This window comes from Kitasatospora sp. NPDC058492 (assembly GCF_042720685.1).
In the GTDB taxonomy this organism is placed as follows: Bacteria; Actinomycetota; Actinomycetes; order Streptomycetales; family Streptomycetaceae; genus Kitasatospora.
The window spans coordinates 21,574-36,516 of the sequence record NZ_JBHXMU010000028.1 but is presented as its reverse complement, the minus strand read 5'-3'; the positions used below and the strand labels follow the sequence as shown (position 1 = coordinate 36,516).

Below are 14,943 nucleotides of genomic sequence, written 5' to 3'. Positions count from 1 at the left end.
GCGCGCCCCCGCTTCGGGCCCGCCGCGTTCGCGCACGGCCGTGCTGCGCCCGCTCATGCGTGACCCGCCGTCGGGGCCTTGCCCAGCGCCTCGGCGCGCAGCGCGGCCGCGTAGGCCAGCCGTTCGGCGGCCTCGTCCACGTCCACGTCTGCGTCCGCGTCGGCGTCGGCGGTGTCAGTGTCCAGGCTGATGCCGGCTTCGGCGGCGGCCAGGGCCCGCGTCACCGTCCGGATGCTGCCCAGTTCGCCGCGCACGCCCCGGCCGAGCTGCTCGACCCGGTCGCCGCAGCGGGCCTGGGCGCGGCAGTGGAAGCCGAGCTCGCAGGTGGAGAGGCAGTCCGGGCCGTACGCGGCGGGCACCGCCTCGACCGAGGCGGTCAGCTCCTCGGCGGAGCGGGCCGGCACGCCCTCCTCGTCGGCCGCCAGGTCGAAGTCGGTGCCCGCCGGCAGCTCCGCCAGCAGCCGGTCGATGCCGGTCATCCGGCTCAGCTGGCGGCGGGTGGTGGCCAGCTCGCGGCGGACGTCGACGGCGACGGCCGTCGGCCGGTTGCCGAAGTCCTTCGGGCAGACCAGCAGCACGCTCGACCGGGGGCTGCCGGGCAGCCGCTGCTCGGTGTACGGGTCGTCGGTGAGCGGGTGGCCGGCCAGGGCGGCGGCGGTCCGCTGGAGCGCCAGCACGTACACGGCGGCCTGGCGGGCGGCGGCGCCGACCTTGGCCGGGTCCGCGCCGCCGTCCAGCACCGGGAAGGACTTGATCTCGACCACCGTGCACCGGCCGCCGTGCACCACGACCGCGTCCGGCTCCAGGTAGGCGGTGCCGCCGGCCACGTCCAGGCGCAGCATCGGGTGGTCCAGCAGCGTCCAGGCGTCCGGGTCGGCGGCGGCCCGGGCCAGCGCCTCGACCGTCCGGTCGGCCCGGACGGCGGGCCCGGAGCGGTGCAGCAGATCCGGCACCTGCAAGGGGGTGCCGCCGTCCGCCGGGACGCCGAGGTGGCCGCGCAGCGGCTCCAGCAGCGCGGCGTAGTCGTCCGCCTTCAGCCGGGACTCGAAGATCACGCCGCGGGCGATCGCGAACGGGGACTGCCCGAAGGGCGCGGGGCGGCCGAGCCGGGCGGCCAGCGTCGACTTGTCCACCCCCGCAGCGTCGAGCACGGCGCGGCGGTGGCAGCCCGGATTGGCGGCGAGCGCGGCGAGGGAACGGGCGTTCAGGCTGCGCTGCGGCGCGGGACCGCGCAGTTCGGCGAGCCGCTGGGCGAGCGGCTCAGCGTGCCCGGTGGACGGGACGTTCGTCGAGACGTTCATGGTGCGGCCCAGTGTCGCACCCGGGTCCGACAATGCGGTGCGGACCGGCCTGTTCCGGCCTGAACCGCGCGTGCGTGCCGGATGGGGGACACCTCGCGCCCCGGTCGGCCCGGGTGTCGAGACCGTTCCGGACCGGAGCCGCCTCCGGACCGTTTCGATCCGGAGCCGCCTCCGGACCGTTTCGGACCGGCCCGCGATCGTGCCCGCCGTCCGGGTGAGGGATCATGGAACCCGGTGCTCAAGGGTGAGACCGACCGTTGCCACCACCCCGCTGCGAGGAGCCTGTCATGCCCGCCCGAATCGTGCTGGTCCGCCACGGCGAGACCGAATGGTCGGCCACCGGCCGCCACACCGGCCGCACCGACATCCCGCTGACCGAGGAGGGCCGGGCGATGGCCCGGGCGCTCGGCGCCCGCCTCGCCAAGGCCCCCTGGAACGGGATGCCGGACGCGCTCGTCTACACCAGCCCGCTCGGCCGCGCCAAGGAGACCTGCGCCCTGGCCGGCTTCGGCGACCGGGCGGTGGAGCGCCCGGAGCTCCTGGAGTGGGACTACGGCCAGTACGAGGGCCGCACCGGCGCGGACATCCGTGCCACCGACCACCCCGGCTGGCTGATCTGGCGCGACGGCGTGCCCGGTGGCGAGAAGCTCTCCGAGGTGGCCGCCCGGGTGGACGCCTTCCTCGCCGGCCTCAACGAGGAGCACGGCGTCCCCGAGCCGGACACCACCGTCATGCACTGCGCGGACCGGGACGTCGTCCTGTTCGCGCACGGCCACCTGCTGCGCATCCTGACCGCGCGCTGGCTGGGCCTGCCGCCCGAGTTCGCCCAGCGCTTCAAGCTCGGCACCGCCGCGCTCTGCGTGCTCTCCTGGGAGTACGGCGCGCCGGCCGTGGAGGTCTGGAACGACCTCTCCCACCTGGAGGGCCTGACCGCCGGTCACTGACGGTCGGTCAGGACGCCTGCCTCAGGCGGCCGCCGCCTGGTCGTACCCGGCCAGGAAGTGGCGCACCTCGGTCACGGCGGCGTGCGGGCGCAGCCGTTCGGCGGTGTCCGCCAGCATGCTCCGGATCCGGGCCGAGCGGACTTCGCCGAACAGCGCCACGGCGGCCGAACCGTGGTGCGCCGCACCCGCCAAGTCGCCCCGGCCGAGCCGGTCGTGGGCCAGCTCGGCGGTGTACAGCACCCGGTTGCGGACGAAGTGCGGCTTCTGCAGGGCTATGGCCAGCGCGGCCTGTTCGCTGGCGCGGTCCCAGTCGCCGAGTGCGGACCAGCACTGCGACTGCAGGCCGGCGATCTCCGCCTCGCCGAAGAAGGACATCCACTCCGGATCGTCCTCGGAGCGGCCGCGGCCGAACAGCGTGTACGACCGGGCGATCGCGCGTTCGCAGGCGGCGCGGTCCTGCAGCAGCGCCCAGCCGCCGGCCTCCCGCATGGCCAGCAGCGCGAGCAGCCGGGGGGAGTCCAACTGGCGGGCGGCGACCTGCCCGGCCTGGGCGGCGCGCAGCGCCTCGCGGGGGCGGCCGGCGTCCCGGGCGAGGAAGGCGCTGTTGCAGAACACGTGCGCCTCCAGTGCGGCGTCGCCGGCCATGCGGGCGGTGGCGAGCGCCTCGGCGTAGAGCGAGCGGGCGTCCGCCAGCCGGTTCGAGTCGTGCGCCAACCAGCCCACCGAGATGGCGAGTTCGCCGGCCCCGGCCTGGAGCCGGCGTTCGGTCTCCGCGCTGTACTCGCCCTCGTTGAGCAGCAGGTAGGCGGTGCGCAGCGACTGCCCGGCGCGTTCGAACAGGGTGTCGCCGCCGTGCGCGTCGTCGGCCAGCCGGATCTCCCGGACGGCCTGCTCGACGCCGAGCACCTCGGCGGCGCCGACCTTGCGGGGCGGCGGTACCGGCCCGGGGCGGCCGGGCACGAAGGCGCCGGGGCCGGGCTCGAACAGCACCGGCGCGGCGGGGTCGGCGGCGGCACCGCCGGTGGCCGCGGCGGCGGCCACGGTCGGCCGGTCGATGCCGATCACGGTGGCCAGCGCGGTCGGGCCGCCGGCCAGGAACGTACGGCGACGCACGTCGTCGTTCTCCTCGTCGAGATAGGGCGATCCATCAGGCCCCCGGGGCGCCGCGACGGCCCTCGGCCACGGGGGCCTGTTCGGAGCGGCTGGATCCGCGTACGGCGAGGCAGCGTACGGGAGTTGAGTGGAGAGTGGTGAGCGCGGGGCGGGCGGGGGCGGGAACGGTGGGTGGAGCGGGGGGGCTTGGGCCCTCCCGCCGGCGCCGTCCGCCGGGCGGCGGCGGACGGCGGTCCGGGGGGAGAAGCCGAGTTCGGTGAGCGTGCGGTCCGGCCACATGTGCCGGAAGACCCGCTCGTAGGCGTAGTTGGGGCAGCGGATCTCGCCGGATTCGACCCGCCCGACGTAGCGGGCGTCGCAGGACACGTGCTCCCCGATCTCCCGGGCCGCCCGGCGCACGGCCATGGCGAACTCGCCGGGTGAGCGGTTGCCGCGCAGTGCGCGCATCACGGCGTTGGGTGACGGGCGGTTCGGCTCGGCCGGTGGGGTGGCTGCCATGGTGCGCTCCGTGGTCGTGCGGAGGGTGGTGGTGCGGGTGCGCGGCCGGCGGCGCCGGAGGTGCGCGGCTGTCGGGTGCGGGGGCGAAGTGCGGGTACGGTCCGGGTGTCGGCACGGTGGTGCGCGACGGTGCGGGAACGGCCCGGTGTGGCCGGTGGGGTCGTCGTGACCCGCCACCGACAGTACCGGGCGTGACCGGTCGACCACAGCCGGTTTATGGGAGATGTGCCCCCAATTCGGTATAAAGCGGGCGTGGTTGCGGGTTATCCGCCATGAAATGCCATGCCTTGCTGTAAGGCGCCCCGTGGCCTGTGAGGTGTCCGCCGCGTTGTCCTGATACGTGGAAGCCCAGGCCGTCGCCCCGGCCTGCCGTCCGTCCCCGCGGCCCCCACCTCCCGGGCGGCGGCGCTTTTGACCCGACGAGGTACAGGAGGGCCCATGATGGCCACCGGACTGTCGCAGTACCGACCGGCCGCCGGCGGCGTGCTCGCCGGCGCCGCCCCCGCCCTGCTCCCCGACCCGGCCGACGACCGGATCCCCGGCCGGGGCCCGGTCGAAGGCGGACGCGCCCCCCGCGGCGGCCGGCACCCCGGCCACCGCCTCGGCCCCGGACCGGACCAGGACACCCTCGTCACCAGCTGCGACACCGTGACGGTCGCCCTGCGGCACGGCTTGGAGGCGGTGGACATCCTGCGGCTGCGCAGGGCCTGCGGGGCCGTCCTGCAGAGCCGCAACGGCAGCACCGTCACCTTCCTCGTCCCCGTCGGCACCAGCGAGACCTGGCACCTGCCAGGCAGTTCCTGTACCGCCGGCGCCCTGCTGCCGACCGCCACCGACCCGCGGTGGGTGATGCCCCCCTCCGGCGCCGCCTGCGCCGCCCGCCCCACCGACGCCTGGGTGCTCCGCTCCGCCCTCTGCGAGGCCGCCTGCACGCTCACCGCAGGCGGCCTCGGCCCGTTCTAGCGGGCGTGCCGTGCGGATCCCGCCGGGCCCGCGAGCCTGGCCCGCCCCTCCGGCCGGATCCACCTGGCATGCCCCCGGACCTCCCGGACCTCCCTGACCAGCGAGGCCGCCCCGCCCGGCGGCGATAATGGCGGTCATGGGACGAAGCAGCAGAGCAGCCCGGGGCGCGGGCCGCGGCACCGAGCGCGACACCGGGCCGGACGTCACCGGCCCCGGCGGCCGCACCCACGCCCAGGGCCCGCTCACCCGCCCGGTCGGCTCCGGCCTCGCCGAACTGCGCCCCGACCGGGACCGCCCCGCGGCCTGGTCGCTGCTGATCGACGGCGCCCCGCAGTCCATGGTCGACCTCACCGACCCCACCCACCTCGGTTTCGAGTACCAGCGCCGGCTCGGCCACCTGATCGACCTGGTCGCCCCGTCCGGCCGCCCGCTCACCGTGCTGCACCTCGGCGGCGGCGCCCTCACCCTGGCCCGTTACGTCGCGGCCACCCGGCCCCGCTCCCGCCAGCAGGTCGCCGAGATCGACACCGCGCTCACCGAACTCGTCCGCACCGAGCTGCCGTTGGAGCGCGGCTGGCAGATCAAGGTGCGCGGTGCCGACGCCCGCAGCGTGCTCGAACGCACCCCCGAGGACAGCGTCGACCTGGTCATCACCGACGTCTTCTCCGGCGCCCGCACCCCGGCCCACTGCACCACCGTCGAGTTCACCGCCCTCGCCGCCCGCGCCCTCGCCCCCGGCGGCTGGTACGCGGCCAACATCGCCGACGGCTCGGCGCTGCCCTTCGCCCGCTCCCAGATCGCCACCCTCGGCGCGGTCTTCCCCGAACTGTGCCTGGTCGCCGACCCCGCCGTCCTGCGCGGCAAGCGCTTCGGCAACCTCGTCCTCGCCGGCGCCCACGCACCCCTCCCGATCGCCGACCTCACCCGCCGCGTCGCCTCCGACGCCGCCCTCGGCCGGGTCGAACACGGCTCCGCCCTCACCGCGTTCGCCGCCGGGGCCGTCCCCGCCACGGACGCCACCGCCGCCCCCTCCCCGGCCCCGCCCCCGGGCGTCTTCCGCTGACCACCCCGAGGGGTTGCCCCCGGGCGTGAACGTCCGCGGCCGGCGCTGGAACCGTCGCCAGGAGCGTGAGTCCGGTCAGTGCCCGCGCGGCAGGCCGCGGTGCTTGCACATGGCCGCGCCGGTCAGCAGCAGCCCGGCGGCGATCGGCGCGAGGACGGCGGTCGCGGTGGCGGAACCGTCGCCCACGGCCGTCACCGTGGCGGTGTCGGCGAGCGCGAGGGTTTCGGACGGCTGGGCGGGTGCGCCGGGCCCGACCGGCAGGGCGGTGGTGGCGCCCGTCCGGTCACGGCTCGTGGCGGGTCCGGCCGCGCTCCGCCCGTCCGGGGCGGTGGCCTCCTGGACCGGGGGCGCGCCGGCCGCCCCGGACGGGCGGGCGGTGGCGGCCGGCGCGGCGGAGCGGACTCCGGTGGCGCCGGGCCGTGCGGTGGCGGGCAGTTCGGCGGGCCCGCCCTCCCGGGAGGCGTGGGTCTCGGCGGGGCGGCCCTGGGCGGGGACGGTGTCGGGCAGGCCGGAGGCGATCGCGAAGGCGTCGGGGACGGCGGCCCGTTGCCCGGGCAGGGGGAGTCCGCCGGCTCGGATCCGGTCCTGGAAGACGCTGCCGACCGTGCCGGTGGCGCCGTCGATCCCGGCGTCGGGGACGGCGCCGGTCAGTTCCCCGACGAGCCCGGGGGAGGGGCGTTCGGCCTCCTCGGCCGCCGGGCGCCCGGGGTCGTCGGACCGCTCGGCCGACGGACCGTCGTACGCGGGCCGCCCGGCCTGGACGAGCCGGCCGGGCGCGGGCCCGCCGGCCAGGGTGCGGCGGACGGCGGGTCGGGTCTGGTCCGGCAGCGGGTCGGCGCAGGCGGCCTGCGCGCCGAAGCCCCCGAGTTGGGCGAGGAGGGCGCCGCCGGCGGCGAGGACGCGGGGCAGCCACCGGCCGATCGCGCGCCGTGCGCCGACGCCGCGGGGGGCGGGTTCCTGGGGCTTGGTCGCGTGATTGGCTCGCATGTGAGTTGAGAACGAGCGGACGGGTCGTGAGGTCACGCCCGCCGTCACGGACAGTCATCGCGCGGGTGGCCCCGGGCCGGGTTGCCCGGGGCCACCGGCCGTGGCGCGGTCAGGAGTTGGGGCGCAGGGTCCAGGTGACGGTCATCACGCCGGTGACGGCGCCGTCGGCGCGGGTGATCTCGACGGTGACCGGGAACTCGGGGCGGCCGCCGGCGTCCAGCTCGGCGACGACCTCGGCGGCGGGGCGGCCGAGGACGGCGGTGGCGGTGACCTCGCCCATGGCGAGCTTCTTGTAGGCGATCTCGGCGTTCACCGCGAGCGGCACGGCCCGGGAGAGCTGGTCGCCGAAGGCGGCGAGCACGATGCAGCCGCTGGCGGACTCGGCGAGGGTGAACATCGCGCCGGCGTGCGGTCCGCCGACGTGGTTGTGGTACGCGGGCTGGTCGGGCAGCCGCAGCACGGCGCGGTCCGGGGCGGTCTCCAGGTACTCCAGCTTGAGGGTGTGCGCCATCGGCACGGTGGAGTCGAGCAGCTGGCCGATCGAAGGTGTGGTCATGGCAGGAATGTTACTAGCCGGTAGCTTCTGGCGGCAGGCCTGCGCCGGGAAAACCCGAACCGCGGTGGAGAGTTGAGGGAACGCGAAAACGCCTGAGGGGCCGATCTCTCGAAGAGATCGGCCCCTCAGGCTCTGGGGTGAGTGACGGGACTTGAACCCGCGGCCACCTGGACCACAACCAGGTGCTCTACCAACTGAGCTACACCCACCATCTGTCCGGTCCGTTCCCGCTTCCGCGTTCCCGTTCCGACAGGAAGAACTCTACAGGATCCGAGAGGGTGCTCGCGCCAGGCTTTCGTCCGGGCGAACGCGGGCACCTCCCCCGGGCTCCTCGGGTCAGCCCTCCGGGGCCTGGTACTTCTCGGCGATGGCGCGCGCGGTGTCGGTGTCCGGTCCGGGCTGCGGGACGAACACCGCCTCGCGGTAGTACCGCAGTTCGTCGATGCTCTCGCGGATGTCGGCCAGCGCCCGGTGGTTGCCGCCCTTCTGCGGGCTGTTGTAGTACGCCTTCGGGTACCAGCGGCGGGCCAGCTCCTTGATCGAGGAGACGTCCACGATCCGGTAGTGCAGGTGCTTCTCCAGGGCCGGCATGTCCCGGGCGAGGAAGCCGCGGTCGGTGGCCACCGAGTTCCCGCACAGCGGCGTCCGGCCGGCCTCCGGCACGTGCTCGCGGATGTACGCGAGCACCCGCGCCTCCGCCTCGGCCAGCGTCACACCCTGCTCCAGCTCCTCCAGCAGGCCGGAGGAGGTGTGCATCGCGCGCACCACCTCGGGCATGCCCGCCAGCGCCTCCGCCGGCGGGCGGATGATGACGTCCACACCCTCGCCGAGGATGTTGAGCTCGGAGTCCGTCACCAGTGCCGCGACCTCGACCAGGGCGTCCTGGTCGAGGTCGAGGCCGGTCATTTCACAGTCGATCCATACCAAACGGTCATTCACACAACTCACCCTACGGCGCGATCACGCGCCGCGGGGACCGGCGGAGCCGAGCGGGGCTCCGGGGCACAGCCCTCGGCCTGGTGCTCCTCCGCGCCGCCGTGCGGGCCGTGGCCGTCCGGCCGCTCGCCCTCCCGCCCGGTCCGGACCGCGTGGCCGTCCCGAGTCGGACGGGCCTCGCGCGCCGCCCGGGCGCCGTCGGCCGCCGCCGCCCGGCCGCCCTGCGGACGGGCCTGCGGCACCCGCGCCTGCCGGCCCCGGAGCTCGCCCGCCCCGGTCGCCGGCTGCCCGGCGGGGGCGGGGGCCGGCACCCGGCCGGTCGCCGCGCCGTGACCGCGGGCGGAGCCCGCCGCGGCACCCGGCTCGTCCGCGGGCCGTTCGACCGCACTGCGGTGCCCCTGCCCCTGGCCGCGCGCCCCCGGCTGGGGGTGGCCGTCCTCCGCCGCCGCGTGCTCCGCGGTGCGCGGCGGACGCCCCGCCCCCGACCCGGCCTGCGGCGGCACCAGCGGCGACCGCACCGGACCGCGCCCCGCACCCTGCTGCCCGGGGTGCGGCTGCTGCGCGGCCTGCTGGTGCGGGTACGGCTGCCCGGCCCGGGCGTGGAAGGCCCGGTCGGCCGGCGTCCCGGCCTGCCCCGGACCGAACGGGCCGGGCTGGCCGTGCGGGCCCGGCTGCCCCGCCGCGGCCGGCGACGCGCCGTGCGGCAGCGGCTGGCCGTGCGGGCCGATCTGCGCCGGTGCGCCGTTCCCGGCCGGGAACGGGTACGCGGGCTGCGCGCCGTGCTGGCTGCCGTGCTGTGCGCTGTGTTGCGCGCCGTGCTGGCTGCCGTGTGCCCCGCCGAACAGTGCCGCGCCCGCTGCCGACCCGGCCGTGGCCGCCGCGTGCGGCAGGGCGCCGGGCAGCCGCAGGTCGCCGCCGTGCGGCCCGGTCGGCACCGCCGACTGCGGCCCGGGCCGGCGCGCCCGGTAGCTGGTCCGGTACGCGGCCGGCGACACCCCGAGCTGGCGCCGGAAGTGCCCGCGCAGCGCCACCGGCGAACGGAACCCGCACCGGCGGGCGACGTCGTCCACCGACAGCTCCGAGGTCTCCAGCAGCCGCTGCGCCTGGAGCACCCGCTGGGTGATCAGCCACTGCAGCGGCGCGCTGCCGGTGAGCGTGCGGAACCGCCGGTCGAAGGTGCGTCGGCTCATGTACGCGCGTGCCGCCAGCACCTCGACGTCGAACTGCTGGTTGAGGTTCTCCAGCGCCCAGGTGACCACCTCGGCCAGCGGGTCGTTGCCGATCTCCTCAGGTAAAGACTGGTCGATGTACTGGGCCTGTCCGCCGCCGCTGCGACGGCTCGGGACCACCAGGCGGCGGGCCAGCGCGTTGGCCGCCTCGGCGCCGTGGTCGCTGCGCACCACGTGCAGGCACAGGTCGATGCCGGCGGCGGTGCCGGCCGAGGTGAGCACGTCGCCGTCGTCGACGAAGAGCTCGCGCGGGTCCACGTGCACCCGGGGGTAGCGCTTGGCCAGCGTCGGCGCGTACATCCAGTGGGTGGTCGCCGGGCGGCCGTCGAGCAGGCCGGCGGCGGCCAGGACGAAGGCGCCGGTGCAGAGCCCGATGATCCGCGCGCCCTCGTGGTGGGCCTTGCGCAGGGCGGTGATCGCCTCGACCGGCGGGGGCTGCGAGATCGAGCGCCAGGCCGGTACGACGATCGTGCCGGCCCGGGCGAGGGCCTCCAGGCCGTACGGAGCGGAGAGGGTGAGGCCGCCGGTGGTGGCGAGCGGGCCGTCCTCGCCGGCGCAGACCAACAGCCGGTAGCGCGGTACCCCGGCGTCCTGGCGGTCGACGCCGAAGACGGACAGCGGGATCGAGCTCTCGAAGATCGGGGCGCCGCCGAAGATCAGCACCGCGACGGTCTCCCGGCGTCGGCGGCCGGAGAGCTTGCGCGGGGCGGAGACCGTCATCGGGGTCGACGAGCCGTTCGCGCCCGGCCCGCCGTGGCCCAGCGGGCCGTGGCCGGGGGAGCCCAGGGGGAGGCTGGCGAGGGGGCCGCCCAGGGAGCCGGTGGGGGCGCCGTTCAGGCCAGGGGCGCCGTTCGCGCCGATCGCGCCATTCGCGGCGATCGTTCCGCCCGCCCCCGGGTAGCCGGGATAGGCCGGGAAGTCGGCGCCGTAGGCCTGCGCCGGGCTGACGGTGCCTCGGCTGACGACCTGTCCGGAGTGCGCCTGCTGGCCGCCGTGTGCCGACCCGCCGTGCACTGCTCCGCCGTGTGCCGACCCGCCGTGCACTGCTCCGCCGTGTGCCGACCCGCCGTACGCGGGACCGCCGTACGCCTGCCCGCTGTGTGCCGCTCCGCCGTGCTCTGCGGCCGCCGCCGAGGTGCCCGTGGCGGCGATGCCGGGGGAAGGCACTGTGGGGTACGAGGAGTGCGAGACGGCGCCCGGGGTGCCGGAGTTGCGGGTGGTGGCGGCGGTCGCGGAGGTGCCGGTGCTTCTCGCGGACCGAGCCGCGATACCGGCCGCCGCCTGGCCGCTGTCAGGACCCGCGTCGCTCCTGCTCACCCTGCTCAAGGCGCTCAAGCCCCCTCGGTGGTGTGGTGTGGGTGGTGCGGCACTGCTGCTCGCCAAGATCGAAATCTATCGGGTGGACCATTGCCGTTGTGACAAGTTCACCATCCGACGCTATGTCGACATGGCAATTTGGCGTGATGCATTCGATCACGAAGCGTGGCACCCGTCGACCCTTCTGGGAAGAGGGCCGGTGCAACGGTGGCTGGTTGTCGCGGGGCCGGTCCTGGGGCGTCCGGCCCGCGCGCGCCCGGTCGGCGGGTCTGGGCTGCGGATTTGCCCAAGCGGGAGGGATCGGCGCGAAATTGACCGAAAATCGGCGGTGCACGAGAGGGCGCACGAAATGAGCTCGTGCGCCTCCCAGGCTTCATCCGGCCAGGGCCGGGGCGGCGGAACCGGGGCGCGACCTCCGGGTTACCGTCCTGCCGTGAACACCAACAGCCGGCTCGAACAGGCCAACGACAACGCCGCCGCCTTCTGGCTCGCCCAAGCCCGCGTGCACGGCTGGCGGTTCCGCACCCGCCCGGGCCTGACGGCGGTCCGCTGCGCCCGCACCCCGGAGGACTCACACCGCTTCGTGGTCACCAGTCCGTACGTCGAACCAGCGCTGGTGGAAGGGGAGTTGGAGGACCTCCTGAAGGAGTGGGAGACCATCTGCTTCACCCTGGAGGACCCGTACGGCGCACTCGACCTGACCCGGTTCGGCGCCACCCGGATGCCGGTCATGCCGGTGATGACCCGTGAACCCGGCCCGGTCGACGGCGTCCCGGCCGTCCTCCCCTCGCTCTCGGAGGCGCACGGCGGCGGCTCCCTGACGGTCGATGAGGCGCTGGACGGCGATGCTTTCGCGCAGGTCGAGCGTGCGATCGTGGACGGCTTCCCGCTGCCCGCCCGGCAGCCCTGGACCCGTGGCGAAGCGCTCCCGGAACAGCTCCTGCGCGAACCCGGGCTCCGGGCCTGGCTGGGCCGCGTCGACGGCGCCACCGCCGGCACCTGCCTCACCTACGACGACGGCCAGGCCACCGGGGTGTACTGGGTCGCCACCCTGCCCGACCGGCGCGGCCAGGGCGTGGCCCGCGCCGTACTCCAGACCGCCCTGGCCCACGCGCACCCCGACCGCCCGGCCACTCTGGTCGCCACCTCGCTCGGCGAACCGCTCTACCGCAAGCTCGGGTTCACCGCGCAGGCCCGCACCTGCTGGTGGACCCGGACCTCCGCGCACGGCTGACGGCCGGGCCGCTCCGCGGCGGGGTCGTCGCTGGTTGCGGTGCGGGGCACCAGTTGCGGTGGGATGCGGTGCGGCGGGGTGCGTGAAGGGCGTGCGGTGCGTGTGAGGGACGGGGTGCGCGAGGTGGCGCGTTCAAGCGGGGTGTTACGGGGCGGCCGCCGCCGGCGCCACGGCGAACGTGGTCCGCGCGGGCCCCGCCCCATCCGCCGCCGTACGGACGGCCGTTGGGTGCGCCACCGCGACGGGGCGCAGCACGCTCGCTCCCGGATCCGTCGCCGGGCCCGCGCCCGGGACCAGGCCAGGACGGCTGTCGGCGACCACGGCAAACTCGCCGGTGCGGTTTCGGACATCCGACCCCGCCATCGAACCACCGGGGGCACTGGCCGTTCCGGCGTTCACGGCAGCAGGCGCGAACGGGCCGTCAGGGGCGGATTCCGTCGGCCGTGCGCCGGTCCGCGCGCCGAGGAGCGCCCCCGCGCGCACCGGCACCCCGGTGGACCGCCGCTGGACCGGCCCGCCCGCGCGCAGACCCGGCCGGGCCGACGGCGCGCCGCGTGCGGCGAGCACCTGACCGACGGCCTCCGGCAGGCCGGCCGCCTTCAGCGTCGGCCGGTAGCCGCTCTCGGCCCAGGGCCGGCCGTGGTGCAGCCAGACGCTGCGCAGGCCGGCCAGTTCGGCGCCGGCGATGTCCGCGGGCGCGTGGTCCCCGACCATCCAGGTGTGCGCGGCCCACGTCCCGGTGGGCACGACGCCGCACCGCTGGGCGGCTATCTCGAAGATCAGCGGATCCGGTTTGACGCAGTCGGCCTCCTCGGAGATGACCCAGCCGTCGACCAGCGGCCCCAGCCCGGTCCGCCGGATCTTCTCCAACTGCGGCCGGGTGCCGCCGTTGCTGACGATGCCGAGCGTCCACCCGGCCGCCCGTGCCGCCTGCAGCGCGTCGACGTGTCCGGGCGGGCAGTGGATGTGGGAGTTGATGCCGTGTCGGTAGTGGGCGAGCAGGAACTCGGTGGAGACGTCCAACCCGTAGCGGCGCCGGACGGCGGACAGTACGGTGCTGCGCGGCACGTAGCCGCCGCCGTCGAGAGTGACGAACCATTCGAGGTCTCCGGGCGGCAGGTCGCGCTCGGACAGAAAATCCTGAGCCCAGGCCCGGAAAGCGGCGTCCCTGGGGAGCAGCGTGTTGTCGAGGTCGAACAGGAGCAGGGGCATGCCAAGCATGGTGCCAGCGGCCGCGCCTATGCACCTGGCAAATGCCAGACCACGTCGCGAAGCCATACGTAGTGGCTGAAACGGGTTCCAGGACCTGGCGTACGGGTGGGTCCGGGCGGGCCGGCTGAGGCTGGCGGGGCGTGACGGTTCGCGACGTGTCGCAACGGATCGTCGCCGATCCATGACAGTCCGGTCACGGTGTCCGGCAGGCCTGTTGCGTCGTCCGGTCCGCTCAGTCAAGCTCCAGGGAACCTCCTTTCTGGAGGGGGCGCGTGGCCTGCGGGCGGGGCGCACTGCCGACGGCGGGCGCATCCTCCTTTCGCGGGAACAATGCCGCTCCGAGGCCTCACCGCTGGGCTGGGCCTCACACCCGTCGTACTCTGAAAGGAACAGGTCACATACGGTGCTGCGCGGCGCAGACCGACGTCATCCCGTGGGCGGGCCTGCTGCCCGGGCGGCGTTGTCCTCTCCTGTCGGCCCCTCTCCCCTGAAGAGCCGTGAGCCATGGCTGGTTTTGAGTCCTTCCGACCGGTGGAGCCGGACGCGCCCCGCAGCGTGGGCGCAGGCGCAGGCGCCGGGGACGACGGCGGCCGCGCGGACCTCGCTCCAGCCGACGGGCGCGCCGATGTATCGGGTCGCCTGCCCGCCAGTAGGCAGGCCGATGACCGAGCCGACGACCAGGTCGACGCCCAAGCCGACGAGCTCGGCTACGCACCGGCCGACGAGCGCGGGGGTGAGCGCAGGGGCGAGCGGGCTGATGACCGTGTCGGCGAGCATGCCGGCGAGCGGGTTGTCGGCGAGCGGGTTGGCGACGCCGTCGCCCAGCGAGCCGACGCGCCGGTTGGCACCTCGGGTGTCGCTGGTGCCGCCGATCGCACCCCGGGCGCTGAGGAAGCCGGCCCGGGGCCGGGTGCTCCCCGGGGCCTCGTGCGTGCTCTGTGCGGCCTGGTCCGACGGGGCGGCCTCGCCCGGCACGACCGTCCAGGGCCTCGCCAGCGGCGTGGCGGGCACCCGGCCGACCCTGCAGGGTCTCCGGTGACGGGCCGCCTGGGCCCGGGCGCCGAGCGCCCGGAGGCGTCCGGCCTGCCCGGCGCGCACACCGAGTCGACGGCCCGGGACGCGTCCGCGCGCTCCCTCGACCCGGTCTTCCAGCACGGCGTGGTCGTCGGCTTCGACGGCTCCCTGTCGAGCGAGCGCGCCCTCGCGTACGCGGTGGGCATGGCGCGCCGTTCGCAGTGCGGCCTGGTGATCGTGCACGTCGCCAATCGCCTGCCCGCCACTGTCTGGGCAGGCTGTGAACCTCCCGTCTTCGTCGACCTCCCCGACCACCGGACCGAGGTCCTGGGTCTGGAGCTCGCCTGCGCGGACTTCCTCACCGGGGTGCCGTGGATCCTGATCGAGCGGGGCGGCGACATCTGCCACGAGATCGAGGAGGTCGGCCGCGAGTACGCCGCCGACGCGATCGTCGTCGGCACGACGCACGGCCTGCTCGGCAAGATCTTCGGCTCGGTCTCCGGACGGCTGGCGCGGCGGGCCAACCGCCCGGTGATCGTGATTCCCTGACGCTCAGTCGGGCGCCGCGTTTCCGCG

Annotated in this window: 12 protein-coding genes, 1 tRNA gene and 1 pseudogene; 5 read left to right on the top strand and 9 right to left on the bottom strand. The window is 75.7% G+C overall.

Features of this window, described 5'->3' with window-relative positions:
* Window positions 1-53: 53 nt before the first annotated feature.
* Complete coding sequence (locus tag ACFWPI_RS19790) at window positions 54-1,301, bottom strand: hypothetical protein (protein ID WP_380372941.1); 1,248 nt, start codon at window positions 1,299-1,301, stop codon at window positions 54-56.
* A gap of 287 nt (window positions 1,302-1,588) precedes the next feature.
* Between ACFWPI_RS19790 and ACFWPI_RS19785 the strand changes: the two genes are divergently transcribed.
* Entirely contained in the window at window positions 1,589-2,245 is a 657-nt protein-coding gene (locus ACFWPI_RS19785) for a histidine phosphatase family protein (RefSeq protein ID WP_380372943.1), read from the top strand.
* 21 nt (window positions 2,246-2,266) lie between these two features.
* Here ACFWPI_RS19785 and ACFWPI_RS19780 read toward each other — a convergent pair whose 3' ends face one another.
* Complete coding sequence (locus ACFWPI_RS19780) at window positions 2,267-3,856, bottom strand: tetratricopeptide repeat protein (protein WP_380372945.1); 1,590 nt, start codon at window positions 3,854-3,856, stop codon at window positions 2,267-2,269.
* 438 nt (window positions 3,857-4,294) lie between these two features.
* Between ACFWPI_RS19780 and ACFWPI_RS19775 the strand changes: the two genes are divergently transcribed.
* Both ACFWPI_RS19775 and ACFWPI_RS19770 read left to right on the top strand, forming a co-directional pair.
* A complete protein-coding gene (locus ACFWPI_RS19775) occupies window positions 4,295-4,819 on the top strand; it encodes a hypothetical protein (RefSeq protein WP_208869100.1) in 525 nt (174 codons plus the stop codon).
* A gap of 127 nt (window positions 4,820-4,946) precedes the next feature.
* Window positions 4,947-5,882: a spermidine synthase gene (locus ACFWPI_RS19770; protein WP_380372947.1), complete on the top strand. Its 936-nt coding sequence runs from the start codon at window positions 4,947-4,949 to the stop codon at window positions 5,880-5,882.
* A 75-nt stretch (window positions 5,883-5,957) separates the two neighbouring features.
* Here the strand turns inward: ACFWPI_RS19770 and ACFWPI_RS19765 are convergent, their stop codons facing one another.
* The 5 genes and pseudogenes from ACFWPI_RS19765 to ACFWPI_RS19745 all read right to left on the bottom strand — a co-directional run.
* Window positions 5,958-6,869, bottom strand: coding sequence for a hypothetical protein (locus ACFWPI_RS19765; RefSeq protein ID WP_380372949.1), 912 nt, complete (start codon window positions 6,867-6,869; stop codon window positions 5,958-5,960).
* A 109-nt stretch (window positions 6,870-6,978) separates the two neighbouring features.
* Window positions 6,979-7,425, bottom strand: coding sequence for a DUF4442 domain-containing protein (locus ACFWPI_RS19760; protein ID WP_363583564.1), 447 nt, complete (start codon window positions 7,423-7,425; stop codon window positions 6,979-6,981).
* A gap of 133 nt (window positions 7,426-7,558) precedes the next feature.
* A tRNA-His gene (locus ACFWPI_RS19755) sits at window positions 7,559-7,634 on the bottom strand.
* Window positions 7,635-7,761: 127 nt separating this feature from the next.
* Window positions 7,762-8,364, bottom strand: coding sequence for an oligoribonuclease (gene orn / locus ACFWPI_RS19750; RefSeq protein ID WP_063349299.1), 603 nt, complete (start codon window positions 8,362-8,364; stop codon window positions 7,762-7,764).
* Window positions 8,365-9,307: 943 nt separating this feature from the next.
* Window positions 9,308-10,310, bottom strand: a pseudogene (locus ACFWPI_RS19745) (helix-turn-helix domain-containing protein); the annotation flags it as partial.
* A gap of 1,030 nt (window positions 10,311-11,340) precedes the next feature.
* Between ACFWPI_RS19745 and ACFWPI_RS19740 the strand changes: the two are divergent.
* On the top strand, window positions 11,341-12,141 hold the full coding sequence (locus ACFWPI_RS19740) for a GNAT family N-acetyltransferase (protein ID WP_380378816.1): 801 nt from the start codon (window positions 11,341-11,343) through the stop codon (window positions 12,139-12,141).
* A 144-nt stretch (window positions 12,142-12,285) separates the two neighbouring features.
* Here the strand turns inward: ACFWPI_RS19740 and ACFWPI_RS19735 are convergent, their stop codons facing one another.
* Window positions 12,286-13,353, bottom strand: a complete 1,068-nt coding sequence (locus ACFWPI_RS19735; protein ID WP_380378818.1) for an HAD-IA family hydrolase — start codon at window positions 13,351-13,353, stop codon at window positions 12,286-12,288.
* A gap of 426 nt (window positions 13,354-13,779) precedes the next feature.
* Window positions 13,780-14,364 carry a hypothetical protein gene (locus tag ACFWPI_RS19730; RefSeq protein WP_380378820.1) on the bottom strand — a complete coding sequence of 195 codons (585 nt, stop codon included), beginning with the start codon at window positions 14,362-14,364 and terminating at the stop codon, window positions 13,780-13,782.
* 72 nt (window positions 14,365-14,436) lie between these two features.
* On the opposite strand from ACFWPI_RS19730, the gene ACFWPI_RS19725 reads away from it, so the two are divergent.
* Window positions 14,437-14,916, top strand: coding sequence for a universal stress protein (locus tag ACFWPI_RS19725; protein WP_063351389.1), 480 nt, complete (start codon window positions 14,437-14,439; stop codon window positions 14,914-14,916).
* Window positions 14,917-14,943 lie beyond the last annotated feature (27 nt).

What these genes read in the sequence shown, in the direction of transcription:
- ACFWPI_RS19775 (WP_208869100.1), top strand. Translation starts at nt 4,295, where the DNA reads ATGATGGCCACCGGACTGTCGCAGTACCGACCGGCCGCCGGCGGCGTG.
- ACFWPI_RS19780 (WP_380372945.1), bottom strand. Translation starts at nt 3,856, where the DNA reads ATGGCAGCCACCCCACCGGCCGAGCCGAACCGCCCGTCACCCAACGCC.
- ACFWPI_RS19760 (WP_363583564.1), bottom strand. Translation starts at nt 7,425, where the DNA reads ATGACCACACCTTCGATCGGCCAGCTGCTCGACTCCACCGTGCCGATG.
- ACFWPI_RS19735 (WP_380378818.1), bottom strand. Translation starts at nt 13,353, where the DNA reads ATGCCCCTGCTCCTGTTCGACCTCGACAACACGCTGCTCCCCAGGGAC.
- ACFWPI_RS19785 (WP_380372943.1), top strand. Translation starts at nt 1,589, where the DNA reads ATGCCCGCCCGAATCGTGCTGGTCCGCCACGGCGAGACCGAATGGTCG.
- ACFWPI_RS19770 (WP_380372947.1), top strand. Translation starts at nt 4,947, where the DNA reads ATGGCGGTCATGGGACGAAGCAGCAGAGCAGCCCGGGGCGCGGGCCGC.
- ACFWPI_RS19790 (WP_380372941.1), bottom strand. Translation starts at nt 1,301, where the DNA reads ATGAACGTCTCGACGAACGTCCCGTCCACCGGGCACGCTGAGCCGCTC.
- ACFWPI_RS19765 (WP_380372949.1), bottom strand. Translation starts at nt 6,869, where the DNA reads ATGCGAGCCAATCACGCGACCAAGCCCCAGGAACCCGCCCCCCGCGGC.